The organism is Amycolatopsis sp. NPDC001319, assembly GCF_042896185.1.
In the GTDB taxonomy this organism is placed as follows: Bacteria; Actinomycetota; Actinomycetes; order Mycobacteriales; family Pseudonocardiaceae; genus Amycolatopsis.
In genome coordinates this window covers 217,878-242,039 of sequence record NZ_JBIAWY010000010.1, presented here as the reverse complement: position 1 = coordinate 242,039, position 24,162 = coordinate 217,878, and the positions used below count along the sequence as shown (strand labels likewise).

Below are 24,162 nucleotides of genomic sequence, written 5' to 3'. Positions count from 1 at the left end.
TCACACAGAACTACTTTGCCGGGAACTTCGCCACCTCGACGCGATCAATGCCACACAACTAACTCTGTACCCGAATGATCGACGCAACCCACCAGCGAGATCGCGTCGGTGTTTCGTCGGGGCGGTCCGATCGGCCGCCAGGCTGATCCGACCGGCCCGACGAAACACCGACTCAAAGGCGATCTCGCACGCCCTGCCGGAGGCGGGGCCAACAACGCTGTCGCACATTGAGACACGCAAGCCGGCCGAGGTGCGGTGTGATGGCGGCAACACTCGCACCGGCAGGACAGGAGCGTCCCGGGATGTCCCAACCCACGGCACCGGTCAAGAACGCGCGCCAGCTCAGGACTCCGCTGGCGCTCGCGCTGGCCGACCTCGCGGCGATCTTCGACGACCTGCAGTTCACGCTGCGCTGTTGCGAGCGCCTGGTCGTCGAGCTCGAACGTGGCGAGGCGCAACGCGACCCCGTGCTGATCGAATCGCTGTGGGTCTCGGCCTTGAACTCGTACGCGCGCTGCTTCCGCCCCGGCGAGCGCGGCATGGGGCTGACCGAGGACGACCTCAAGGCCACCGGTGTGCAGGGCGAGGTGCTCGAGTGGCACGGGCTGCTGCGCAAGATCCGCAAGCACCTGGTGCTCGGCGAGGCCAACCCGCGCGAGGTCTACTCGATCGGGGTCTCGCAGGCGGCCGACGGGAGCCCCGAGGGCATCGTGATCACCTCGGCGATCCACCCGCTCGTCGACGACCTCACCGTCCGCCAGACCGGCCGGCTCGCCTTCGAGCTGAGCCGCCTGCTCGACGAGCGCATCAAGGAGCACCAGAAGAAGGTGTTCGCCGCCGTCGAGGAGCTGCCGAAGGGCAAGCTCGACGAGCTGCCCGACATCGAGATCACCAGCTGAGCCGAGCCCGGACCGGCTGAGACCGGCCAGGACGGCCGCGTGACACCCGGCCGCGAAACGCACGGGCCCATCGGGCACTCAACCGCGAGAAACGGGCACACCGCCGCCGCGGCGGGTGCGCCACGCCGGGCCCGGGCGATGACCTGGTGTGGGCGCGGGTGCGCGAGCCTTCCCTCGCGCACCCGCGCCCTTGCCACGTTCCGGCGTCAGCCGGTGATGCTGTCCGAACCGTCCTCGAGGTGGCCGGCGTAGCGGCGCGCCCAGGACTTGTCGCCGTCCAGGGTCACGGTCACGTCGTACCAGCCGTGGTCCGAACCGCACGGGTCGATCGAGTGCAGCGCGCGGCCGTGCGCGGGCACGCGATAGGTCTTCGGACGGTCGTCGGAGTACTGGTTGTGCTTCACGGTGAAGGTGACCGGCCGCGAGCCGTCGTTTTCCAGCTCCAGCAGCAGCCGCGGCCGCGAGCCGAAGCCGAGGATGCCGTCGAAGTAGGCGGCGGTGACCTTCGCGGTGCGGCCGGCGGCGTCGAGGTCACCGGTGAACTGGCGCAGGAAGCGGTTCGGGCCCACCACGGTGAGGTCGTAGCGGTTGCCGGCCAGCGGCACCGAACCCGGCGTGGTCTTGTCCCAGACCGTGCTCGACGGCGCCACCGTGTACTGGCCCGGGAACTTCGCCGGGTAGTCCTTGAGCGACGGGGTCGCCTGGGTGTTGTCGTACACGGCGAAGTGGCTGGCCTTGCGCACGTGCTTGCCGTTGTTGCTGAACGACAGCTTCGCCTGCGTCGAGCCGAGCGAGGTGGTGAACCCGTCGAGGTTCGCGTTCGGCTGGTACGGCAGCGCACGGGCCTTCTTGGTGCCCGGCTCCTGCTTCGGCATCTTGTTCGTGGTCACCGGCGGCTGGTACGAACCACCCACCGGGTCGCCGATCACGGTGGTCTTCGGCAGCCGCGGCAGGCCGTACACCGGCGAGTGGAAGTCGAACGCGCCCGTCAGGTCGCCGCACACGCTGCGGCGCCACGCGCTGATGTTCGGGCAGTGCGCGGTCTTGCCGAGCGCCTCGGTCCACTTCTCCAGGAACTGGATCACCGACGTGTGGTCGGAGACCTCCGAGGTCACCCAGCCACCGCGCGTCCACGGCGAGATCAGCAGCAGCGGCACGCGGAACCCGAGACCCACGGGCATCGGCTGGGTGAGGCCGGCACTGGCGAGCGCGCCGGAGGCCTCGAGGTAGAACTCGTCGTCGGTGCCGGGCGCGGGCACGGGCGGCGGCACGTGGTCGAACTGGCCGTCGTTCTCGTCGTAGTCGATGATCACGAGTGTCGAGTTGAAGACCTCGGGGTCGGCGTTGAGGGCCTCGAGAACGTTGTTGACGTAGTAGGCGCCGTCGTTCGGCGAACCGTCCGGGTGCTCGGAGAAGGCTTGGTTCGTGACCATCCACGAGACCTTCGCGAGCTTGCCCGCCACCACGTCGGCGCGCAGCGCGTCGGTGAGGTTGTCGGCGTTGGCGCTCAGGCCGGTGTGCGGCTCGGGGACGATCGCCACGCCGTTGTCGTAGAACACGTTGCCGGGCGCGGCGGTGCCGCCCTGCGACGGGTCGAGCTTGGCGAAGGTGTCGAAGTACTCGACACCGTTGTCCCCGTAGTTGTCGGAGCCCTGGTAGACCTTCCACGAGTGGCCGGCCTTCTGCAGCGACTCGGCGTAGGTCTCCCACAGCAGGTGCTTGCCGAGCTCGTCGCCGCCGTTGAAGGCCACGTAGTCGCCGTGCAACTTGTCGGCGTTGATCGAGCCGCTCCACAGGTAGGTGCGGTTCGGGCCGGTCGCGCTGAGCACGGAGCAGTGGTAGGCGTCGCCGACGGTGTAGGTGTCGGCCAGCGCGTAGTGGAACGGGATGTCCGAGCGGTCGAGGTAGCCGAGCGTGGTCGGGCCGCCCTTGGCGTAGTACCAGCCGTTCATGAGGCCGCCGTACCAGGCGCCGTGCTGGTCGTCCCAGCTGTGCGAGGTGCCGCCGTAGCCCTGCGCGCCGACCTCGGAGCTGGGCGGCTGGTGGTTGGCCGGGTACTGCGACACCTTGGCGTCGGACAGCTTCCACGGGTACTGGGTGGTCGTGCCCGGAACGGTGGGCGCCGTCGTGGGCTGCTGGAACACCGAGTTGCCGCCGGGCAGCGTGATCGCCGAGCGGTCGCCGAAGCCGCGGACGCCCTTGAGCGAGCCGAAGTAGTGGTCGAAGCTGCGGTTCTCCTGCATCAGGATCACCACGTGCTTGATGTCCCGCAGGTCGCCGTGCCGCTTCGCCGGCACGGCCGGCCGGGGCGACGCCGCGGCTTCGGTGGCGGCCGGCCCGCCGCCGACGACCGCGGCACCGGTGACCGCCGCGGCTGCGCCGAGGAAACCTCTTCGGGAAAGATCGGACATGGGTGAGAACCTCCGGTAACGGCCGGCACGCGCGAGAGAGCACGTGGGACGGGCGAAACCTACGGTCGCGGAACAGTTTCGGGGCGAACTCGACCTGAACACTCCTCGACGCCTGTCGAAACCGTGGCCGGGTTCGTCCGGCCGGCGCAGTCCACACCGGACAGACCGGACAGCCGGCCACCGCGAGGGCACCCGTGCGTCACGGGTTGATCACAGCCGCAACGCCGGGGACGCACGGCCGTCTTTCCCCGTGACAGCAAGCTTTTCGCGAATCCTGGGGGAATGATCACATGGCGCGGACAACCGTGTTCAGAGGCGCTCTCGCCGCCGCTTCCGTCTCGGCGGCGGTGCTCGCCACCGCGTGCTCGGGCGGGCCCGCCGCACCGCCGGTTCCGTCAGTGCCGTCGGTGCCGTTGTCCACCTCCGTGGCCCCGACCGCGACGCGGGCGTCGGCGGCCCCGTCGTCTTCCGCGCAGCAGCCGGGCCAGTCCCAGCAGCCGGTGGCGGCGGCCGCCGCCGGGCTGAAGTTTCCGGGCAAGAGCCTCGAAGTGCGCTTCACCCGCTTCGACCGCGCGAGCGGGATGGCGGAGTTCTATCTGGTCACGCTCGCCCCGAACGGCGGCGCGGGCCCGCACCTGGTCGACGTGCCCGGGCTGCACCGGCTGCCGCTGGCCCCGAACGCGACGATCGAGTCCGTCGACCCCGCCGGGTTCCCGTTCGAGACCTGCCCGCCGACCGAGTGCTCGACCGGGATCGAGCTGCAGAGCGTGCTGAGCCACTACGGCGGCAGCGGGCTGTTCGCCGACGCCGCCGTGAACGCCGCCGACCGGATCACCGACATCCACGAGATGGCGTACTGACCGCGGCCGGGTTCCCGGGCCGCGGGTCCGGGAACCCGGGTCAGGAGCTCTGCTGGGTGCGCCGGCGGGCGCGGTACGCGCGCAGGTTGACCGCGTTGCCGCACACCTGCACGTTGTGCCACACGCCGCTGTTGTTGCGGGAGCGGTCGTAGAAGGCGACCGCGCAACGCTTGTTGCGGCAGGTCTTCAGACGCCGCCAGCGGTCGGCGCGCTGGGCCTCCAGCACCTCGATGAGCACGATCGACGCCACGCGCCGCCAGCCGGTGCCACGCGGTTCGGGCCGGATCCAGCCGTCGGCGCCGGCCTGCAGGACCACGGGCGCGTTGTGCAGCAGGGCCGTGCCGGCTTCGGCGTCGTGGTCGGTGAAGTCGCGCAGCTCGTCGCGCAGGTCGCGCAGGCGCTCGACGTCGTCGCCGGTCAGCTCGACGCGTTCGGCCGGGCGTTCGGTGGCCTCGGCCCACCGCTCCAGCGCGTCGTCGAGCCACTTCTGCGCGTCGCCGAGCTCGGCGAGCAGGTCCTTCTCCCGGGGCTTGCCGGCCGCGAGGGTGTTGAGCAGGTCGTGCACGAAACCCAGCCCGCCCGGGCTCACCTCGAGCTCGTAGCGATCGGTCGCCGGCCAGTTCATCTCGCACTCCTCCCGGCAGAGTCATCACATCGTCAACTCTGTCGGATCGACTATACCGCCTGTGGCCAGCACGCAAGACGGAAAGGGCAGTCCACCCGGTCCGACGCAGGCGGACGGCTTTCGGCTGCGTCGGGGGCTCGGGAAGGCGGCTCAGGAACAGGCAGCTCGGGAACGGCTCAGCGCCCGTCGAACGTCAGCACCGGCCGCGGCCGGCCCGCCTGGTACGCGGTGATCGCCGACGCCAGGCCGCGGCGGGCGTCTTCGGTCTCGAACAGCGGCATCGACAGGTCGAACAGCACCTGGTCCGCGGCCGCCGTGCCACCGGTCTCCCACGTGCGCAGCAGCGCCTTGTGCACGGCGTGCGCCCGGGTCGGGCCCTGCGCCACGCGGCGCGCGAACGCCAGTGCTTCGGCGAACACCTGCTCGTCCGGGACCACCCGGTTGACCACCCCGGCCTGAGCCATCTCGGCGGCCGGCACCGGCTCGGAGGTGAGCGCCCACTCCATCGCCCGGGCCCGCCCGGCCCGCGCGGCGACGCGGTGGATCCCGCCGAGCAGCGTCACGATCCCCAGCGTCTGCTCGGGGTGGCCGAACCGCGCCGACTCGCCGGCGAAGAGCACGTCGGCCCGCAGTGCCAGCTCGAAGCCACCGCCGAAGCACAACCCGTGCACCGCGGCGATCACGGGCACGGGCAGCTGCTCGACTGCGTTGAACGCGCGCAGGAAGAGCTCGAACGACGCCCGCAGTTCGCGGACGTCCTGCCCTTCCCACGGCACGATGTCGCCGCCGTAGCTGAAGTCGGGGCCTTCGGCGTGCAGCACGACGGCGCGGGCCCCGCGGGCGGTGATCTCGTCGACCGCAGCCAGCAGCTCCGTCGTCATCGGGACGTCGATGCGGTTCTGCGGCGGGTTGTGGAGCGTGAGCACGGCGACGTGCTCGGAACTGTCTCGGCTCAGGGAAAGCTGGGGCACGGCGGGCTCCTCAGGACAGGTGCTGCTCGAACCAGGACCGGGCTGCGGCGCTGGAACGGGCGAACTCGGCGACGTACGGGTCGAAGTGCCCGCCCGGGATCAGTTCGAGCCGCTTCGGCTGCAGAGCGCGTTCGTAGGCGGCGAGCGCCAGGTCGGTCACGGTGACCGTGTCGTTCAGGGCCACGACCAGCAGCAGCGGCGTCGGCGACACCCGGCTGATCCACGAGCCCGGCTCGTACATCCGCGCGGCACGCGTGGAGCGCACGGTGACCTGGTTCTCCCAGATGCCCTCGGGGATGTCCTGCAGGTAGAACCCGACCGCGTCCGGCGCGCGGTAGGAGGCGGGCACGGCCGGGTCCGCGCTCACGATCGTCTGGCTGCGCGGAGGTTCACCCCGCCCCACCGCGCGGTCGTCCTCGGCGAACGCGTGCTCCAGCGCCGCGACCGCGTCCGGCGGCACGCGGCGCAGGCCCTGCTCGACGCCGCTGATCGTCGGCACCTGCGCGACCACGGCCTTGAGCCGCCGGTCGGTGGCGCCCAGCACGATCGCGTGGCCGCCCGCGTAGCTGGTGCCCCACAGGCCGATCCGCTCCGCGTCGACCTCGGGCCGGGCCTCGAGGAAGGTGATCGCGCGGCGCCAGTCGGCGATCTGGCGCCACGGGTCCACGTCCTGGCGCGGCGTGCCGTCGCTGGCGCCGAACGTGCGGTGGTCGTGCACCAGCACCACGAAACCGGCGTCGGCGAACGCCTCGGCGAAGGGTTCGAGACCGTGTTCTTTCACGCCGGCGTAGCCGTGGGCCATGGTGATGGCGGGCCGCGGGCCCGGCTGGTCCGGCACGAACAACCAGCCGCGCAGGGTCACGCCGTCCTCGCCGGCGAACTCGACGTCGTTTCGCGTGGTCATGTCAGGCCTCCTGGTGGAAGTGGGTGGCCGCGAGGTCGGGCAGACGCCGGCCCAGCTCCGCGGAGAACCCGAGCGCGCCGCCGAGCGGGCGGTGGTGGATGGCCGCCCGCACGATCCGGCCGGCCTCGTCCCGGGTGAGCACGGTGACGCCGAGCAGCGTCGTGCCGCCGAACGCCACGGCTTCCCACTCGAGGTACGTGCGCTCGCCGGACTCGGTCTGGTGCGTGAACTTCAGCGACTCGTAGATCGCGCTGGCGGCGGCCATCACGCGCTGCACGTTCTCCCGGCCTTCGACCGGTTCGCGCAACACAGCGGCTTCGAGGACCACGTCCTCGGCGAACGTCTCGCCGAACGCGGCGGCGCTCTTGCGCGAGAACCCGGCGGCCCAGCCGCGCGCCTGCCCGCCGGCGAACCGGGCGATCAGCTCGGCGAGCCGGGCGGGCGCCTCGGCGTGGGTCCAGTGGCCCGCACCGGCGACGACCTCCGTGACGGGCGCGGCGAAGCGCGGCGCGACGGCGCCGGCCACGAGGTCGGCCGTGACGAACGGGTCGTCCCCGCCGCGCACGATGAGCACCGGCCCCGGGTAGCCGCTCGGCGCGTGCCCTTCGGGGGCACCGTTGTTCCAGCAGGAGGCGAACGCGCGCACCACCTCGGGACGCACCCGCAACCCGGCCGCGCCGATGCGTTCGGAGGTCTCGGCGCTCAGGTTCGGCGACAGGTTCGCCCGCGCCGCGCGCTGCGCTTCGGCTCCGGCCTCGCCGAGCGAGCGGAACGGCTCGATGGCCTCGTCCGGCAGGTGCGTGCCGGCCAGCGGCACCGGGTTCACGAGCACCAGCCCGCTGGTCAGCTCCGGTCGTGCCGCCGCGACCAGCTCGGCCACCGCCGAGCCCATGCTGTGGCCCACCAGCAGGAACGGGCCGCCGATCGCATCCACAGTGGACAGCAGGTCGGCGGCGAACCGGTCGTAGGTGAAGGGCCCGGCCTCCGTCGCACGGTAACCGCAGCCGGCGAGGTCCACGGGCACGTACTCACCGCCGGCCGGCAGCGCCGCGACGAGGCCGTCCCAGACCCGGTGGTCGTCGAGGAACCCGTGCACGAAGACGGTCGGCTCGGCCATGGATCTTCCCCGATCAGGTCCTCCCGGCGTCGGGCGACTGCCAGTGTCTGACCCAACCGTAAACCGTTAGCCTCTGTCGTGTCAGGAGCTACGCCGGGTGACGCCGACCACACGGCACGCGTTCAGCGCCCGGAAGTTCCCCATTCAGGACCTTCTTCGTGCCGAGTTACGACAGAAGTGTACGAATTTGGCCGCCGGTCTTCACTGCCGGTACGGCGCGGCGGCCGCCTGCGCGGCTGTGATGAACGCGCCCTTGTTCTTCGGCCAGAACGTGCTGTCCACACAGGAGTACTTCGGCAGGAACCCGCCGCACGTGCCACTCGAGGCACCGACCTCAAAGGTGAAGCTCGCGACGCCGAGGGCGCCGTAGGTGAAGTCGTCGGTGGTGCCGCTCGTGTCGTAGCCGACGGTCTCTCGGTTGGTGCCCACGAGGTAGCCGTTGGAGGCGGTGAACTTCGCGCCGAGCTTGCGGTACTGCGCGTCGTTGGGCGAGTTCGCCTGCGTGAAGCCCCACGGGATCACGATGTCGTTGCCGTAGCTGTGCAGCGTGATCATGCTGCCGCGGGCGGTCGTGGGCGCCGGGTCGTTCGTTCCGGTGCCGCGCTGCACGGGGTAGATCGCGCGGAAGAACTTCTCCAGCGCCTGCGTCTCCGGCTCCGAACCGGCGCTCGCGCCCTGGTAGGTCTCGGCGCACGGCGAGTTCGAGTCCCCGCCCCAGTGGAACGTGGAGTTGCGGTTCACGTCGATGCCGACGTTGGTGCCGGAGCAGCCGCCGCGGGTGTTGTCGGCGTTCTTGCGCTGCAGCTTGGGCGAGTTGCCGCCCGAGGCCACGATGTCCACGCCGTCCGGATTGGCGATCGGGATCACCCACACCTCGGTGGTGTCCAGAATGGACTTCGCGGTCGCGTCGCTCGCGTACCCGTCGGCGAGGTAGTCGATCCAGCGCCACGCGAGCTCGCCGGTCGAGATCTCGCGCGCGTGGATCTGGGCCATCAGCACGAACTTCGGCTTGGCCGACGTCGTGGACAGCGTGCAGTCGCCGGCCTGCTTCTTGCTGAGGCAGATGGCTTTCAGGTCGTGTCCGCCCTGGCCCTTGGTCTTCTTCCACGACGGGCCCAGCGTGTACACGGTCGCGAGGTCCGGGTGCGCGGAGGCGACCTGGGCCAGGTGCGCTTCCTGCGCGGCGACGGTGCGGTAGCCGCCGTAGAAGGTGTCGGCCGCGGCCCGGGCTGACGCGGCGGGCACGTCCTTGTAGACGGAGTCGAAGTACGACGGCCGGTACCCCAGCGTCCGCAGCTGCCGCGCCACGGCCTGGTCACCCACGACGTACGCGGCTTCGCGGTCGGATTCGGCGACGTCGAACCCGGCCCGCGCGAGCCCCGCCGCCTGGTCCGCGGTCGCCGGCACCCGCCAGAACACCGGCGCACCGGACCCGGGCGCGGCAGCCGTGGCGCCGGGGGCGCCGCTCGCCAGGCCCGCCACCAGCACGCCGACCGCCGCCAGCGCGGCCTTCCACGACGACCTGACCTTCATCGGGGCTCCTCACGGGTGCATCGGGGGACGGACCGACGGTGACCGTTCCGCAACGCACAGTGTGGCGGCCCGGGACAAACCCGGCACACCCACGAAAGTCGGAACTCCCGGCTCAGCCCTCCGTGAGGATCGTCGCGAGCAGCTCGGCCGCGATGTTGCGCCCCGACACGACGAGCACGACCGGCCGGTCGAGGGGCACCAGGCCCGCGCGCAACGCGGCCAGCGCGGCGGCCGACGAACCCTCCGCGACCAGCCCCGCCGTGAGCGCGAACTCGCGGACCGACCGGCGGATCGCGGGCTCGTCGACGTCGACCAGCTCGACACCGGCCTCGCGCACGATGTCGGGCGTGATGGTGCCCGGCTCGAGGTTGCCGACCAGCCCGTCCGCGATCGTCTCCCCCACCGGCACCGTGACGAGGTGTCCCGCCGCGACCGCCGCGGACACCGCGTGGCAGGCGGCGGACTCGACGCCGACCACGCGCACGTCCGCTTTGGCGCGGCGGGCGCCGAGCGCCGTGCCGGCCAGCAGCCCGCCCGAGCCCGTGGGCACCACGATCGTGAAGTCCTCGCCGAAGCTGTCGGCGACCTCACCGACGAGCGTGCTCTGGCCTGCGATCACGTACGGGTCGTTGTAGGCGGACACGAACTTCATCCCGCCGGCCGCGAGCTCCAGCGCCTTCGCCTCCGCGCCGTCGTAGCCGCCCGGCGCGAGCACGAGGTCCACCGGGTAGGTGCGCAGGGCCGAGATCTTCGCCGGGGAGCCGGCTTCGGGAACGACCACTGTGGACTTCGCGCCGAGCAGCCGCGACGCGTGCGCGATGCCGAGCGCGTGGTTGCCCGCCGAGGCCGTGACGACCGGCGTGCCGCCGGCGGCGTACGCGGTGAGGGCGGTGACGCCGCCGCGGACCTTGAACGAGCCGGTGGGCTGCGCGCCCTCGTACTTGAGGAACACGGGGACGTCGAGGCCCGCGGCGGGGAACGGCAGCAGCGGGGTCGGCGGGAGGTTCCGCGCGACCGTTTCCCTTGCCTGGTCGAGGATGGCGTCGGCGATCAGGGGCATGGCTCTCCTTCGAGGGGATGGGTCAGGCTTCCGGGGCGAGCTCGCGGCGCAGGCGGGTGAGCAGCTCGTAGGTGTCGACGGCGGGGTCGCGCCCGACGGCCATCGTGGCGAGCACGAGCATGTCGGCCAGCAGCATCCCGCCCAGCGGTTCGGCGGTGAGGCCGCCCGCGGACGCCTCGTCGCGCAGGACGACGTCGACGGCGCCGGTGAGCTCCTCGCCGAGGTTCTCGGTCACGAGGATCGTTCCGGCCCCGGCGGCCCGCGCGTGGGCGACGAGCGTGTCGAGCTCGGGCAACGCGCGGCCGGGCGCGAAGATCACCACGGCGTGGCGGGCCGACAGGCTGAGCAGGTCGTCGGCGAGGGTGAAGCCGGTGGCACCGGAGCAGACCGCGAACTTGCCGATGCGGTTCAGCTTCAGGGCGAGATAGCGGGCGCTCAGCTCGTTGACGCCCCAGCCGTAGCAGAAGACCGTGGCCGCGGGCGCGATCAGCTGCAGCGCCTTCGCCAGCGCGGCAGGGTCGGTCTTGCGGCCGAGCTCGGTGATCCGCTCGTGCGCGTCGGCCAGGACCCGGTCTGCGGTGGCCGAGAAGTCACGCGCGGTACGTGCCAGCTGGAGGCGTTCGCTGATCTGCGGTGGCGTGGCCGGGCCGAAGTTCTCGCCCAGCGCGGCTTTGAGGTCCGGGAGCCCGGCGTACCCGAGCCGGCGCGCGGTGCGGACCACCGTGGCGTCGCTCGTGCCCGTGGTGCGGCCGATGTCGCCGGCGGTGGCCAGCATGATCCGCTGCGGCGGTGACGCGACGAGGTACCGCGCGACGACGCGTTCGGTCTTGCTCAGCCGGGTCCACTCGTGGTTGACCCGGCTGGCGAGGGTGCGTGGTTCTGAAGTATCCAATTCAGCTAGTGCCGTTTCTGTCGTCACTGCTACAGTGACCGCAGCTTACCCCGCCCGGCCGGGACTGCCCCGGGCCTCGCCGCGCACGCCCGCTCGCCGCGAAGAAGGAGCTGCCTTGTCCCCGACCACCGGCGCCATCGCCTCGCCGCACGCCCTCGCCACCCGCGCCGGGGAACAGGCCTTCCGCGCGGGCGGCAACGCGATCGACGCGGCCCTCGCGGCCGCCACGGCGCTCACCGTCGTCTACCCGCACAACACCGCGCTCGGCGGTGATCTCGTGGCGCTCGTGCGCACCCCCGACGGCTCGATCACGTGCGTGAACGCCACCGGCACGGCGCCGGCCGCCCGCGACCTCACCGCACTGCGCGCCCGCCACGGCGAGCGGCTGCCGGAACGCGGGCCCGACACCATCACCGTGCCCGGCGCGGTACGCGGCTGGGAGGCGCTGCGCGGCCACGGTGCCGCGCTGGACTGGGCCGCGCAGTTCGACGCCGCGATCGGGTACGCGGCCGAAGGCGTTCCCGTGGCGCGCTCGCTCGCCGCCGCGCTGGTGACCGACCGGGCGCTCCTCGACACCGACGCCGGTTCGCGGGCGGTGTTCGGTGCGTCGCTTCGCGAAGGTGACCTGCTCGTGCAGCCGAGGCTCGCGGAATCGCTGAGCGCGATCGCGGCCGGCGGGCCCGGCGAGCTCTACGAAGGCGCGGTGGGCGCGGCGCTGGCCCGTGGCCTGCAGGCGCTCGACTGTCCACTCACGACGGCCGACCTCGCCGGGTACGTGGCCCGGGACACGGCCGCGATCTCCGCACCGCTGGGCGGGTTCCGCGTGCATACCAGCCCGCCCAACACGCAGGGCTTCGCGCTCTTGCGGACTGTGCGGGCCCTCACCGAGCTGGGCTTCGCCGCCACGCCGTGGACGGCGCCGGCCGCTGTACTGGGCCGCCTGTTCCACGACGGCACCCGCGTGCGCGACACCCTGCTGGCCGACCCGGCCTTCGCCGCCACGGACGTGGCGAACGACGGGTTCACCGAGCTGATCGCGGGGCTGCGGGACCCGCGCGCCGCCGACGTGGTCGCGGCTCCCTCGATCCCGCGCGGCGACACCGTGGGCGTGGCGGCGGCCGATTCCGCGGGCTATGCCGTGTCGATCATCCAGAGCGTGTTCGACAGCTTCGGCGCCGGCGTGCTGGAACCGGAGACCGGCATCATCCTGCAGAACCGGGGCACGAGCTTCTCGCTCGATCCCCGCTCCCCCAACGTGATCGCGCCGGGCAAGCGACCCAAGCACACGCTGATGCCCGTGCTCGTCACCGGCGAGGACGGCCGCGTCCGCTGGGTGAACTCGACGATGGGCGGGCACGGCCAGCCGCAGATCCACGCGCAGGTGCTGCTGCGGCTGCTGGCCGGCGACTCGCCCGCCGAAGCCGTGAGCGCGCCGCGCTGGGTCGTCGGCGCGCGGGCCGAAGGCCAGGCCTCCGACACCGTGCACCACGAAGCCGACCTCGCGGCCGGGATCGTGGCGGACCTCGCCGCCGACGGCTTCCCGCTGCGGGAAGTCCCGCCACGGACGGAATTCCTGGGGCACACCAACGTCGTCTCGGTCGCGCCGGACGGCACCTTCACCGTCGGCAGCGACCCGCGTTCCGACGGCTCCGCCGCGGTGGTCCGGGCATGAGCGGGCGCCTGCGGCCCGGTTGAAGGGCCCGGGTGGCGAGCCGCCGGCCCGCCACCCCGCCCGGCTCACTCCTGCGCGAGAGCCATGGCGCCCAGGAACGTCTCCAGCGCCACGTTCCGTCCACAGAGGACGACCGCGACCTTCTGGCCCCGGTACTGCTCGGCCGTGCGGATCAGGCCGGCCACCGCGACGCCGGCGGCGCCTTCGACGATCCAGCGCTCGCCGTCGGCGATCTTCCGCATGGCGCGGGCGATCTCCGGCTCGGTGACCGTGACCGTCTCGTCGACCACTTCCTGGCAGATCGGGAACGTCACTGAGCCGGGCTCCACCGCGCCGGCCGAACCGTCGGACAGCGTGGGGAACTCCGGCGTCTCGATGATCTCGCCGGCCTTCAGCGAGTCGAGCATGCAGGTGGAAGCTTCCGGCCACACGCCGACGACCTTCGTGCGCGGGCTCAGCCGCTTCAGCGCGGTGCCTGCGCCGCCGATCAGGCCGCCGCCCCCGGTGCAGATGAACACGGCGTCGAGGTCCGGCGCCTGCTCGGCCAGCTCCACGCCGAGCGTGCCCTGGCCGGCGACGGTGTCGAGGTCGTTGTAGGGCGCCACGTACGGCTTGCCGAGGCGCTCCGACTGCCGGCGCGCCTCCAGCTCGGCGTCGAGCGCGCCGCCCTCGACCACCACGAGCTCGGCCCCCATCGCCCGGATCGCGGCCATCTTGGCCGGTGCAGTGTAGGAAGCCACGTACACCGTGACGGCAACCCCCGCGAAGTTGCCGGCGCGGGCCACGCCCTGGCCGTGGTTACCGGTCGACGCGGTGATCACCCCGGTCCGCTTCGCGCTCTCGCCGAGCACGCGGATCTTGTTGGCCGAGCCCCGCACCTTGAACGAACCGGTGGGCATGAGGTGCTCGGTCTTGAGCCACACGTCGCACCCGAGCTCGTCCGACAGCAGCCGGCTGCGTTCGAGCGTGCTCACCGGCACCTGCGGGCGGATGCCCTGGTGCGCGTCGAGAATGCGGTCGAAGAGGGTGGGCACGCGGGCTCCTCGGGGGGTTCTCCGGATGGGCCCCGGACGCTGCGCCAGGGCCGCTGGTCTCACTTCCGAGCTTATTATAGCCTATAAGCTGTATGGAAGGAGCGCCTTGAGTACAGCGTCGAACACCTCGGCTTCGAACACCGCAGTCACTTCCGCCACCGCGGGGCACGACAGCTTCGGCAGCCTTGCCCGCCTCGACCTCGGCGGCGAGAGCTACCGGGTGCACCGGCTCGACGCCGTCCCCGGCGCCGAGCGGCTGCCCCTGAGCCACAAGATCCTGCTGGAGAACCTGCTGCGGCACGAAGACGGCCACACCGTCACGGCCGACCACATCACAGCGCTGGTGCACGGCGGTTCCGACGCGGCCCACGACGTCGTCGCCTTCTCGCCGTCGCGGGTGTTCCTCCACGACACCAACGGCGTGCCCGTGCTCACGGACCTGGCCGCGCTGCGCGACGCCGTCGCCGCGGCCGGGGGTGATCCCCGCAGCGTGCGCCCGCGCATCCCGAGCCACCTGACCGTGGACCACTCCGTGGCCACGGAGGTGTCCGGCCGCGCCGACGCCTTGCGCCGCAACGTCGAGATCGAGTACCGCCGCAACGCCGAGCGCTACCGCTTCCTCAAGTGGGGCGAGACGCTCGACGGCGTGCACGTGGTGCCGCCCGGCACGGGGATCATGCACCAGATCAACCTCGAGTACCTCGCCAGCGTGGTGGAACGCCGCGACGGCTGGGCGTTCCCCGACACCTGCGCGGGCACCGATTCGCACACGACGATGGTCAACGCACTGGGCGTGCTGGCGTGGGGCGTCGGCGGCGTCGAGGCGGAGGTGGCGCTGCTGGGCCAGCCGCTGAGCATGCTCGTGCCGCCGGTGGTCGGTGTGGAGCTGACGGGCGAGCTCGGCCCCGGCGTGACGGCGACGGACCTCGTGCTCACGGTCGTCGAAACCCTGCGCGCGCACGGCGTGGTCGGGAAGTTCGTGGAGTTCACCGGCGACGCCGTGGCACGCATCCCGCTCGCGCACCGCGCGACGATCTCCAACATGTGCCCCGAGTTCGGCGCCACCGCCGCGATGTTCCCCATCGACGACGCCACGACCGGTTACCTGCGCCTCACCGGCCGCACGCCCGGCCACGTCGCCGCGGTGGAGACGTACGCGAAGGAACAGGGCCTCTGGCACGATCCTTCGGCGGACCTGCGTTACGACGAGCGCCTGCGGATCGACCTCTCAGGTGTGACGCCTTCCCTCGCCGGGCCGCGCCGGCCCCAGGACCGCGTGCCGCTCGCCGCCGTGCCGGCCAACGCCACGGCCGCCATCGACCGCGTGCGCGCTTCGCGCCCGGCGGAGCAACCGAGCGCCCAGATCCCCGATGGTGCTGTCGCCATCGCGGCGATCACGTCGTGCACCAATACGTCCAACCCGCACGTGATGGTCGCCGCGGGTCTGCTCGCGCGCAACGCCCGCGAGCGCGGCCTGACCGCCAAGCCGTGGGTGAAGACGAGTCTCGCGCCGGGGTCGAAGACCGTCACCGAGTACCTGGCGCGCGCGGGGCTGACCGGACCGCTCGACGAGCTGGGGTTCCAGCTCGTCGGCTACGGCTGCATGACGTGCATCGGCAACTCCGGCCCGCTGCTGCCCAGCGCCGCCGAGGCGGTGGCCGAGCGCGGCGCCGTGGTGGCGTCCGTGTTGTCGGGCAACCGGAACTTCGACGGGCGCATCAACAACGACGTCTCGCTCAACTACCTCGCTTCTCCCCCGCTCGTCGTCGCCTACGCGCTGGCCGGTTCGGTGAAGCACGACCTGACGACCGAGCCGCTGGGGGTCGACGCCGACGGGGAGCCCGTGCTGCTCGCGGACCTGTGGCCGGACGACGCCGAGATCGACGAGGTCGTGCGGGCGCACCTCACGCCCGAGCTGTTCCGCGAGGCCTACACCGACGTGTTCGGCGGCGACGAGCACTGGGCCGGCGTGCCCGAGTCCGACGGCCACCACTTCGCGTGGGAGCCGGACTCGACCTACCTGCGCCGCCCGCCGTTCCTCGACGAGGTGAGCGAAACCGTCGCCACGCCGGCGGACGTGACCGGCGCCCGCACCCTGTTGCTGCTGGGCGACTCCGTGACGACCGACCACATCAGCCCCGCCGGCCGCATCCCCGCGGCGAGCAGCGCCGGGCGCTACCTCACGGCCCTGGGCGAGACCGACCTCAACACCTACGCCTCGCGCCGCGGCAACTTCGAGGTGATGGTGCGCGGCGGCTTCGCCAACCCGCGCCTGGCCAACCTGCTCGCGCCGGAGGGCGGCGGCGTCACCCCCGACTTCACCCGCGACGGCGCGCTCGTGCCCATCCACGAGGCTTCGGAGTCGTACGCCGCGGCCGGCGTGCCGTTGATCGTGATCGCCGGCCAGGAGTACGGCACCGGCTCGTCGCGCGACTGGGCGGCGAAGACGACCGCGCTGCTCAAGGTGAAAGCCGTGCTGGCGCAGTCGTTCGAGCGGATCCACCGGTCCAACCTCGTGGCGCTGGGCGTGCTGCCGCTGCAGTTCCTCGACGGCGACAGCGCGGCCTCGCTCGGGCTCGACGGCACGGAGGAGTTCGACCTCGCCGGGATCGCCGGCGTCGTCGAGGATCCGGCGCGGCCGCTGACGGTGCGCGTGCGCCCGGCGGACCGGCCCGCGTTCGAGTTCGCCGTGCGCGCGCGCCTCGACACCCCGCGCGAAGCCGCCTACTACGCGAACGGCGGCGTGCTGCCGTACGTCCACCGGCTGATCCTGCGAGGTGAGCTTGACTGATCCCGCGCCCGTCGTCGAACCGCTGCTGCTCGGCTACGGCCTCTCGTCCGACCAGGGCAGCATCGGGTTCTGCGGCGTCTACCTCGTGCAGACGCCGCGGCGGCGCATCCTGTTCGACTGCGGCCACGCGGGCCGCCGCCGCGCGCTGCACCGGGCGCTGGCGCGCCACGGCCTCGGCGTGCGCGACGTCGACACGCTGGTGCTCTCCCACGCGCACTACGACCACGTGCAGAACGCCGACCTGTTCACCCGCGCCCAGGTGTTCGTGCACCCGGCCGAACGCGCGCCCGCGCCCGGCGACCCCGTCACTCCCCCGTGGACGGACGCGATCTTCGCCGGCCTGGCGCTGCACGACGGCGTCGACGGGCTCGAACTGGCACCCGGCGTCACGATCACCGGGCTGCCCGGCCACACCGCGGGTTCGCTCGGCCTCACCGTCGAAACCGCCGACGGCACGGCGCTGCTCACCGGCGACGCCGTCCCCTCCTCCCGCGCCCTGCGCGCCGGCCGCGCCACGACAGCGGCGAGCGAGGAAGCGGCCGCCGCGTCGATCGAGCTCGTGCGGACGCGGGCCGACGTGGTGTACCCGGGCCACGACCGGCCGTTCACGATCGAGGCCGGGCTGCCCGGCCGGTACCTGTTCCCGCGCGTGGACCTCGAGGTGCTCGCGCCCGACCCGCTGACCGACGACCCGCCCGCGCCGTCCTGAGCGCGGGTCTCCGCCGAAAGGAAGCTCCCCCGCATGACCACCGCCACCGGCATCTTCGCCGAGCCGGCACCGAAGTTCTCCCCCGAGGGCCTTCACGCCGTGCTCCGCGAGCACTGGGCGCTCACCGACCCGGTGCTCGAGCCGCTCGACAGCGAACGCGACCTCAACGTGCTCGTCGACGGCCGGTTCGTGCTCAAGATCTCCAACCCCGCCGAGCAGGCCGACGTCGTGGACATGGAGACCCGCGCGCTGGAGCACGTGCACGCGGCCGACCCGGAGCTGCCGGTGCCGGAGACGGTCGCGACCACCGCGGGCGAACCCGTCGCGCGCCCGCGGGACGACGCCGGACGCGAATGCCTGGCCCGGCTCATCACGCTGCTGCCCGGTTCACCGCTCGAAGGCGGACCGCTCGACGCCGGTCTCGCCGAGCAGGTCGGCGCGGTCGCCGCGCGCGTTTCCGTGGCACTGCAAGGGTTCTTCCACCCTTCGGCCGGCCGGACGCTGATGTGGGACATCCGGCGGATGCCGGAGGTCCTGGCGGCGGCCGGAATCGCGACCGGGCGGCTGGGCGAGCTCGCCGAACGCGTCGCGCCCGCGCTGGCCGCCACGGCCACGCTCCCGGCGGGGGTGCAGCACGCCGACGTGACCCTCACCAACGTGCTGGCCTCGCGCGCGAGCGTGACCGGCGTGATCGACTTCGGCGACATGCACCACACGGCCGCCGTCGCCGACCTCGCTGTGACGCTGACCTCCGTGCTGCGCCTCAGCGGCGGCGACGCGGACCGCCTGTGGCGCCTGACCGACGCCGTGCTGCGTGGCTACCAGCGCCACCGCTCGCTGTCCCCCGCCGAGGTGGCGGTGCTGGGTGAGCTCGTGATCGCGCGCCTGCTCACGACACTCGCGGTGTCGGCGACCCGGCGGGGGCCGCACGCGGACAACCACCGCTACATCACGCAGTACGACACCAACAGCGAGCAGGCGCTGGAGCTGCTGTCGGCGTTGTCCGTGCGCGAGCTCGCCGACCGCTTGGCGCGCCTGGCGGGCACGCGGGACCTCACGGCGGCGATCTCGCCGGACAGCCTCCCGGCGCGGCGCGCGCAGGCCATGGGCGGCAAGCTCGCCCCGCTGTTCTACCGGCGGCCGCTGGAGATCGTGCGCGGCGAGGGGCCGTGGCTCTACGCCCGCGACGGCGCGCGCTACCTCGACGCGTACAACAACGTCGCGGTCATCGGCCACACGCACCCCGCGGTGACGCAGGCGGTAAGCCGGCAGCTGGCCCAGCTCAACACGCACTCGCGCTACTTGCACGCGGGGATCGTCGAGCTGTCCGAACGCATCCTCGCGACGATGCCGGCGCCGCTCGACACGGTCCTGTTCACCACGTCCGGCACCGAGGCCAACGAGCTGGCCTGGCGTCTGGCCACCGAGTACACCGGCGCCGGCGCGGCCGTGATCGCCGAGCACGCCTACCACGGGGCGTCGAAGTGGATGGCGGACCTGAGCTCGAACGAGTGGCCCGCGGGCTACCGGCCGGCGCACGTCGCGACGTTCGAGGCACCGCACGGCCCGGCTGACGAGCTGACGGAGACCGTTGCGGCCGAACGGATCCGCCGGGCGGACGAGACCCTGCGCGCCGCCGGGGAACGCCCGGCCCTCGTGCTCGCGGACTCGCAGTTCACGTCCGAAGGCATCCTCGACGTGCCGGGCGAGTTCGTGACGGGCCTGGTCGCGGGCGCGCACACGGCGGGCGCGCTGTACCTGGCCGACGAGGTCCAGTCGGGCTACGGCCGCAGCGGTCCGCAGCTGTGGCGCTTCCTGCTCGCCGGCGTGACCCCCGACCTCGTGACGCTGGGCAAGCCGATGGGCGCCGGCTACCCGATCGGCGCCGTCGTGACGCGGCGCGAGATCGCCGACGCGCTCGCGGGCAGCTACGAGTACTTCTCCACCTTCGCCGCCACTCCGGCTGCGGCCGCGGCCGGCCACGCGGTGCTCGACGTCCTCAGCCTCACCGACCTGCCCGCCCGCGCCGCCGCGACGGGCACGTTCCTGCGGGAGGGCCTGCGGGCGTTGGCCGCGGAGGAACCGCTGCTCGGCGAGGTCCGCGGCACCGGGCTGCTCGCCGGCGTCGACGTGCTCGGCTCGGGCGCGTCGACGTCCCGCGAAGTCACGCGCGCACTCGTGTCGGAGCTGGTCGGGCAGGGCGTGCTCGCCGGCTCCACCGGCCCGCGCGGTGACGTGCTGAAGGTGCGCCCGCCGCTGGTGTGGGAGGACACGCACGTGAGCCAGTTCCTGGAACGGCTGCGGCGGGCGCTCGCCGCGTTGCGGGCCTGACCAAGTGAAACCGGCCGTGGGGTCCGCCGTCGGTGCGGCAGACCCCACGGCCGGGGCCGGGGGACTACTTGCGGAGCTCGCCGCGCGCCGGCGGCAGGGTCGTCGGCCCGGAGTTGACGTTCGTGGCGTGGCCCACGGTGACCCCGGTGCCGTCGAAGGTCAGGTCGAGCCGGTCGACGAACGGCGACTCCAGGAAGTGCCACGTCAGGTGCAGCTCGTCGGCCGACCACCACTGCCCGGCGGCGAGGACGGCGGCGGTCGGGTCCTGGTAGGAGTGGTGCAGGCGCCACACGCTGACGCCGGTGTCCTGGCGCGTCCAGGTGCCCACGCCGTGGTCGATCGGGTGCCGGCCCAGCTCGTCCTCGACGACGACCTGCACCGACCCGTCGCGGACCTCGACCGCAAGCGACACGAGACCCTGCTCGTTGGGCTCGAAGTCGTACGTCGCCGTGAACCCGGCCCGCTGCACCGCGGCACCGACGGTTTCCGGCTCCCGCACGCGGTCCACCCACGCGCCCAGCGCGTCCACTTCGGACTGTTCCCGGGCCGGGCTCTCGAAGGCCGCGGTGAACGCGGACCGCAACATCCCCGGCAGGTCGTGGTAGCTGCCGTCCCCCATGGCGCCGGTGATCACGACGACCCCGTCGTGGTGCGGGAAAACCATGCACTCCTGGCCGAAAATGCCGGAAGCGCTGTAGATCCCGGCCTCGGTGGTCCAGAACTGGTAGCCGTACCCCTCCTCGGCGACGACGTCGGGCGCGGGCGGCACGAGCTCCTTGCCGTTCCACTCCCCGCTGATCGCGCGGCGCACGTGCAGCGCCGAAGCCTTCTGCACCCAGCCGGCCGGCAGCACGCGAGAGCCTTCCCACACGCCGTCGCGCAGGTGCAGGACGCCGAACTTCAGCAGGTCGCGCGGGCGCAGCGAAAGCCCGTTGCCGCCGCTGGACACGCCCTCGGGGTCGCGTTCCCAGGTGTAGTCCGTGATCCCGAGCGGGTCGAACAGGCGGGGCCGCAGGTACTCGTCGATCGCCTGACCGGAGACCTGCTGCACGATCGCCGACAGCACGTGGCTCGTGGTGCTGCTGTAGGTGAAGTTGCGTCCCGGCAGCTCGACCACGGGCTCCTCGAGGAACTCGTCGACCCAGCCCGTGCGCCGCAGCCGTGTGGTGGCGCCCGACAGTCCGCGCGCGTGGCCCGTGCACATCGTCAGGAGGTCGCGCACGCGCATGCGGCCGAGGTTCTCGCTCGGCTCGCCGGGCAGCCGGTCGGCGAAGAAGCCGACGACCGGATCGTCGAGGGAGAGCAGGCCCTCGGCCTCGGCGAACCCGACAGCCGCGGACGTGAAGCTCTTCGTGGCCGAGTGCACCTTGTGCCGCAGGCCGGGTTCGTGCGGCCACTGCCACAGGTCCAGCACCGTCCGCCCGTGGCGGTGCACGAGCAGGGAGTGCACGCGCATCCCGCGCTCGGCCATGGTCTGCAGCAGGGTGTGGACCGGGCCCGGGTCGAACGTCGGCGCCGGGTCCTCGAAGGCGTTGCTCATGCTCACCGTTCTCGTGCGGAAACTCTTACCGAATCACAAAACTTGCGAAAGGAACGACTTCAGCCGCGGCGTGCGCGGGTCGGTCAGCAGCTGCCGGGCCGGGCCCTCCTCGGCGATCACGCCGCTGTCCACGAACAGCACGCGGTCGGCGACCTCGCGGGCGAAGTTCATCTCGTGCGTCACCACCATCATCGTCATCCCGGACGCCGTCGCGAGGTCGCGCATCACGTCGAGCACGCCCTTCACCAGCTCGGGGTCGAGCGCCGAGGTCGCCTCGTCGAACAGCATGATGTCGGGCTCCATCGCGAGCGAACGCGCGATCGCCACGCGCTGCTGCTGCCCGCCCGACAGGTGCGAGGGCCGCGCCGACGCCAGCGCCCGCAAGCCGACCTTGTCCAGCTGCTGCAACGCGCGTTCCCGCGCTTCGTCGCGCGACATCTTGCGTACGCGCCGCAGCGCGAGCGCGATGTTGTCCACCGCGCTCTTGTGCTGGAACAGGTTGAAGTGCTGGAACACCATGCCGGTGCGCGAGCGCACGGCGTTGAGGTCCACCTTCGGGTCGGTGATCGTCTGCCCGTGCAACCGGATCGTGCCCGACGTCGGCGGGGACAGGAGGTTCACGCACCGCAGCAGGGTCGATTTGCCCGAGCCCGAGGCGCCGATGAGGCACACGGTCTCGCCGCGCGCGACCGTCGCCGACACACCCTTGAGCACCTCGACGGCACCGAAGGACTTGCAGATGTCGACCAGCTCGATGGCGGGGACCTCGGCCTTCGCCTCGTCCGCGGCCTCGGGAGACGTCGTGACCTGGTTCATCTTCACGCTCCCGCTTCGAATCCGGTGGCCCCGACGGGGATCAGCGGCTGCGGCGTCGCGGCCGGGCCACTCCCGCCGCTCGCCGGGCGGCGGCCTTCCCGCAACCGCTTGTCGAACCAGTTCACCAGGTGCGTCAGCGGCACCGTGAACACGATGTAGACCAGGCCCGCGGCCACGAACGACGACGAGTTGTACGAAATGGACTGTGCCTGCTGCGCGATGAAGTACAGCTCGCGCTCACCGACGGCCAGGCCGAGCAGGTACACGAGCGAACTCTCCTTCACCGCCACGATGAACTGGTTCGCCAGCGCCGGCAGCACGTTGCGGATGCCCTGGGGCACCACGACGAGCAGCTGCGTGCTCAGGTGACTCATCCCGAGGCTGCGGCCCGCCTCCGCCTGGCCGGGCGGCACGCTCTGGATGCCCGAGCGGAAGATCTCCGCGATGTAGGCCGCGTTGATCAGGCCCACGGCGAGGATCGCGTAGCCCATCGGCGACTGGCCGAACAAGCGCACACCCGCCGACGGCAGCCCGATGCCGATGAGGCTCACCGTGACGATGGCCGGCAGGCCCCGGAACACGTCGACGTAGACGCGGGCCGGCATCCGCAGCCACCAGCGCGTGGAGATGAGCAGCATCGCCAGCAGCAGGCCCACCACCAGCCCGAGGACCAGCGCGAGCGACGCGATGATCAACGTGTTGCGCAGGCCCTCCCCGAGCAGCGAGGGCAGGACGGCGAGGATCTGGTGGATGTCGAAGAAGGAATGCAGGAAATCGCCCATGGGACCAGGTGTCCTTACCTCGGTTCGGCCGCGGACCGCGGGAGTGCGCGCGGACCCGGGCTCAGCGGGGTCGGCGACGGTACCGGCCGGCAGGTCGTCTTATAGACTATAACTGTGACGTGGCGCTCACGGTAGCAGGTTCGACAAGATAGTCAACGGCTGAAGTGTTCACTTCACACGGTTCGCGAGCAGGCCGGCGAAGAAGTCCTGGACCACGGGGATCACCCGGCTGCCCTGGTGGGCCACCCCGGGCACCACGTCGAACCGCACGGAGAGCCCGCTGCGCTCGAAGCTGTCGCGCAACGTCTCGATGCGCTCGATGCGCGTGCGGCCGGTCTTCTCCACGCCGTCCATCCAGTTCGGACCGCCGGCGTTGTTGATCTCCCACGTCTCCACGTCCGCGGAGCCGACCACCATCTGCACCGGCACGCGCCGCAGCGCCGCGAGGTCGAGCTCGATGCCGAACTTCTCGCGGAACCCGCCGGTGCCGAGCCACCACGGCAGCGAGTCGTCGAGCTGCGTGATGCGGCCCGGCGCGCCGATCGAGATGCCGGCGAGGCGGCCGGGGTGGGCGTAGAAGAACCGGTGCGCGAACTGCCCGCCGCCGGAGAAACCGTGCAGGAAGAAGGTTTCGGTCTCGGTGTTGAACTCCTCGCCGACCTCTTCGACGATGTGCAGCAGCTCCTCGTCGAAGCGGATCCCGTCGTACTCCAGGAACTTGAAGCTGTGCAGCTCGCGCCGCTTGCCGATGCCGGCCGGGAACAGGGGCGCGAGGATCACGCACCGGTGGCGGGTCGCGAAGTCCGCCCACTGGTCGCGGTAGCGCTCGGCCGAGCGGCCGGTGCCGTGCTGCACCACGACCAGCGGCAACGGGGCGGCCTCGGGCGTGTGGTCGGTCGGCACGAACAGCCCGTAGGACAGGCGCTGGTCGTGGCCGGAGGCGAAAAACGGGGTCGCGCCGACGAAGTGGGCTCCCTGCGAGTCGGGCTCGGTGGTGGTGGTCATGGCCGGTGGGGACTCCTCGGGGTTCAGGGGACGGGCACGAGCGGTGTGCTACGGACGAAAACGATATAGGCTATAAACTCGACGAAGGGCTTCTGGACCCTGTGTGATGCGACAACTCCGGCCGGGCGGACCCACGAGGTCGCCTCGTCCGGCCCGACAGGATGCAGGCCGCAGGCCACAGCCTGCCCACCGAGCGGGAGGGAGACCGAT

19 protein-coding genes are annotated in these 24,162 nt (G+C 72.1%); 6 read left to right on the top strand and 13 right to left on the bottom strand.

Annotated elements, in window-relative coordinates:
- The first annotated feature begins 302 nt into the window (after window positions 1-302).
- A complete protein-coding gene (locus tag ACFY1H_RS34410) occupies window positions 303-899 on the top strand; it encodes a hypothetical protein (protein WP_220239294.1) in 597 nt (198 codons plus the stop codon).
- 206 nt (window positions 900-1,105) lie between these two features.
- Here ACFY1H_RS34410 and ACFY1H_RS34405 read toward each other — a convergent pair whose 3' ends face one another.
- Window positions 1,106-3,310 carry a phosphocholine-specific phospholipase C gene (locus ACFY1H_RS34405; RefSeq protein WP_386953452.1) on the bottom strand — a complete coding sequence of 735 codons (2,205 nt, stop codon included), beginning with the start codon at window positions 3,308-3,310 and terminating at the stop codon, window positions 1,106-1,108.
- Between the two features lie 290 nt (window positions 3,311-3,600).
- On the opposite strand from ACFY1H_RS34405, the gene ACFY1H_RS34400 reads away from it, so the two are divergent.
- Window positions 3,601-4,170, top strand: coding sequence for a hypothetical protein (locus tag ACFY1H_RS34400; protein ID WP_386953449.1), 570 nt, complete (start codon window positions 3,601-3,603; stop codon window positions 4,168-4,170).
- 40 nt (window positions 4,171-4,210) lie between these two features.
- Here ACFY1H_RS34400 and ACFY1H_RS34395 read toward each other — a convergent pair whose 3' ends face one another.
- The 7 genes from ACFY1H_RS34395 to ACFY1H_RS34365 all read right to left on the bottom strand — a co-directional run bounded on the left by ACFY1H_RS34395 (window position 4,211) and on the right by ACFY1H_RS34365 (window position 11,272).
- Window positions 4,211-4,795: a CGNR zinc finger domain-containing protein gene (locus ACFY1H_RS34395; protein WP_386953446.1), complete on the bottom strand. Its 585-nt coding sequence runs from the start codon at window positions 4,793-4,795 to the stop codon at window positions 4,211-4,213.
- A gap of 176 nt (window positions 4,796-4,971) precedes the next feature.
- Window positions 4,972-5,766 carry an enoyl-CoA hydratase/isomerase family protein gene (locus ACFY1H_RS34390; protein ID WP_386953443.1) on the bottom strand — a complete coding sequence of 265 codons (795 nt, stop codon included), beginning with the start codon at window positions 5,764-5,766 and terminating at the stop codon, window positions 4,972-4,974.
- A gap of 10 nt (window positions 5,767-5,776) precedes the next feature.
- Window positions 5,777-6,670: an alpha/beta hydrolase gene (locus ACFY1H_RS34385; protein WP_366578064.1), complete on the bottom strand. Its 894-nt coding sequence runs from the start codon at window positions 6,668-6,670 to the stop codon at window positions 5,777-5,779.
- A 1-nt stretch (window position 6,671) separates the two neighbouring features.
- Window positions 6,672-7,787, bottom strand: a complete 1,116-nt coding sequence (locus ACFY1H_RS34380; RefSeq protein ID WP_386953440.1) for an alpha/beta fold hydrolase — start codon at window positions 7,785-7,787, stop codon at window positions 6,672-6,674.
- 201 nt (window positions 7,788-7,988) lie between these two features.
- A complete protein-coding gene (locus tag ACFY1H_RS34375; RefSeq protein WP_386953437.1) occupies window positions 7,989-9,320 on the bottom strand; it encodes a M14 family zinc carboxypeptidase in 1,332 nt (443 codons plus the stop codon).
- 112 nt (window positions 9,321-9,432) lie between these two features.
- The gene (locus tag ACFY1H_RS34370) at window positions 9,433-10,380 is read right to left on the bottom strand and encodes a threonine/serine dehydratase (RefSeq protein ID WP_386953434.1); all 948 of its coding nucleotides are present in this window, start codon (window positions 10,378-10,380) and stop codon (window positions 9,433-9,435) included.
- A 22-nt stretch (window positions 10,381-10,402) separates the two neighbouring features.
- Window positions 10,403-11,272 carry a MurR/RpiR family transcriptional regulator gene (locus ACFY1H_RS34365; protein ID WP_366578058.1) on the bottom strand — a complete coding sequence of 290 codons (870 nt, stop codon included), beginning with the start codon at window positions 11,270-11,272 and terminating at the stop codon, window positions 10,403-10,405.
- Window positions 11,273-11,387: 115 nt separating this feature from the next.
- Between ACFY1H_RS34365 and ACFY1H_RS34360 the strand changes: the two genes are divergently transcribed.
- A complete protein-coding gene (locus ACFY1H_RS34360; protein WP_386953431.1) occupies window positions 11,388-12,944 on the top strand; it encodes a gamma-glutamyltransferase family protein in 1,557 nt (518 codons plus the stop codon).
- Window positions 12,945-13,009: 65 nt separating this feature from the next.
- Here ACFY1H_RS34360 and ACFY1H_RS34355 read toward each other — a convergent pair whose 3' ends face one another.
- Window positions 13,010-13,978 (bottom strand): threonine/serine dehydratase, encoded by a 969-nt coding sequence (locus ACFY1H_RS34355; protein WP_386953429.1) that lies wholly within the window; start codon window positions 13,976-13,978, stop codon window positions 13,010-13,012.
- A 106-nt stretch (window positions 13,979-14,084) separates the two neighbouring features.
- On the opposite strand from ACFY1H_RS34355, the gene acnA reads away from it, so the two are divergent.
- The 3 genes from acnA to ACFY1H_RS34340 are packed head-to-tail and all read left to right on the top strand — an operon-like array spanning window position 14,085 to window position 19,809.
- The gene (gene acnA / locus ACFY1H_RS34350) at window positions 14,085-16,769 is read left to right on the top strand and encodes an aconitate hydratase AcnA (RefSeq protein ID WP_386953426.1); all 2,685 of its coding nucleotides are present in this window, start codon (window positions 14,085-14,087) and stop codon (window positions 16,767-16,769) included.
- On the top strand, window positions 16,762-17,478 hold the full coding sequence (locus ACFY1H_RS34345; protein WP_386953423.1) for an MBL fold metallo-hydrolase: 717 nt from the start codon (window positions 16,762-16,764) through the stop codon (window positions 17,476-17,478). The genes acnA and ACFY1H_RS34345 overlap by 8 nt, the downstream gene beginning before the upstream one ends.
- 33 nt (window positions 17,479-17,511) lie before the next feature.
- Window positions 17,512-19,809, top strand: a complete 2,298-nt coding sequence (locus ACFY1H_RS34340) for an aminotransferase class III-fold pyridoxal phosphate-dependent enzyme (RefSeq protein WP_386953420.1) — start codon at window positions 17,512-17,514, stop codon at window positions 19,807-19,809.
- 64 nt (window positions 19,810-19,873) lie between these two features.
- On the opposite strand, the gene ACFY1H_RS34335 is transcribed toward ACFY1H_RS34340, so the two are convergent.
- The 4 genes from ACFY1H_RS34335 to ACFY1H_RS34320 all read right to left on the bottom strand — a co-directional run bounded on the left by ACFY1H_RS34335 (window position 19,874) and on the right by ACFY1H_RS34320 (window position 23,952).
- Complete coding sequence (locus tag ACFY1H_RS34335; RefSeq protein WP_386953417.1) at window positions 19,874-21,349, bottom strand: serine hydrolase domain-containing protein; 1,476 nt, start codon at window positions 21,347-21,349, stop codon at window positions 19,874-19,876.
- A gap of 33 nt (window positions 21,350-21,382) precedes the next feature.
- Window positions 21,383-22,165, bottom strand: a complete 783-nt coding sequence (locus ACFY1H_RS34330) for an amino acid ABC transporter ATP-binding protein (RefSeq protein ID WP_386953414.1) — start codon at window positions 22,163-22,165, stop codon at window positions 21,383-21,385.
- A 2-nt stretch (window positions 22,166-22,167) separates the two neighbouring features.
- Window positions 22,168-22,947, bottom strand: coding sequence for an amino acid ABC transporter permease (locus tag ACFY1H_RS34325; RefSeq protein WP_366578046.1), 780 nt, complete (start codon window positions 22,945-22,947; stop codon window positions 22,168-22,170).
- Window positions 22,948-23,115: 168 nt separating this feature from the next.
- A complete protein-coding gene (locus tag ACFY1H_RS34320; RefSeq protein ID WP_366578044.1) occupies window positions 23,116-23,952 on the bottom strand; it encodes an alpha/beta hydrolase in 837 nt (278 codons plus the stop codon).
- Window positions 23,953-24,162 lie beyond the last annotated feature (210 nt).

Coding starts and splice junctions, on each gene's coding strand:
- ACFY1H_RS34410 (WP_220239294.1), top strand. CDS start 303: ATGTCCCAACCCACGGCACCGGTCAAGAACGCGCGCCAGCTCAGGACT.
- ACFY1H_RS34405 (WP_386953452.1), bottom strand. CDS start 3,310: ATGTCCGATCTTTCCCGAAGAGGTTTCCTCGGCGCAGCCGCGGCGGTC.
- ACFY1H_RS34400 (WP_386953449.1), top strand. CDS start 3,601: ATGGCGCGGACAACCGTGTTCAGAGGCGCTCTCGCCGCCGCTTCCGTC.
- ACFY1H_RS34395 (WP_386953446.1), bottom strand. CDS start 4,795: ATGAACTGGCCGGCGACCGATCGCTACGAGCTCGAGGTGAGCCCGGGC.
- ACFY1H_RS34385 (WP_366578064.1), bottom strand. CDS start 6,670: ATGACCACGCGAAACGACGTCGAGTTCGCCGGCGAGGACGGCGTGACC.
- ACFY1H_RS34380 (WP_386953440.1), bottom strand. CDS start 7,787: ATGGCCGAGCCGACCGTCTTCGTGCACGGGTTCCTCGACGACCACCGG.
- ACFY1H_RS34375 (WP_386953437.1), bottom strand. CDS start 9,320: ATGAAGGTCAGGTCGTCGTGGAAGGCCGCGCTGGCGGCGGTCGGCGTG.
- ACFY1H_RS34370 (WP_386953434.1), bottom strand. CDS start 10,380: ATGCCCCTGATCGCCGACGCCATCCTCGACCAGGCAAGGGAAACGGTC.
- ACFY1H_RS34340 (WP_386953420.1), top strand. CDS start 17,512: ATGACCACCGCCACCGGCATCTTCGCCGAGCCGGCACCGAAGTTCTCC.
- ACFY1H_RS34335 (WP_386953417.1), bottom strand. CDS start 21,349: ATGAGCAACGCCTTCGAGGACCCGGCGCCGACGTTCGACCCGGGCCCG.
- ACFY1H_RS34330 (WP_386953414.1), bottom strand. CDS start 22,165: ATGAACCAGGTCACGACGTCTCCCGAGGCCGCGGACGAGGCGAAGGCC.
- ACFY1H_RS34325 (WP_366578046.1), bottom strand. CDS start 22,947: ATGGGCGATTTCCTGCATTCCTTCTTCGACATCCACCAGATCCTCGCC.
- ACFY1H_RS34320 (WP_366578044.1), bottom strand. CDS start 23,952: ATGACCACCACCACCGAGCCCGACTCGCAGGGAGCCCACTTCGTCGGC.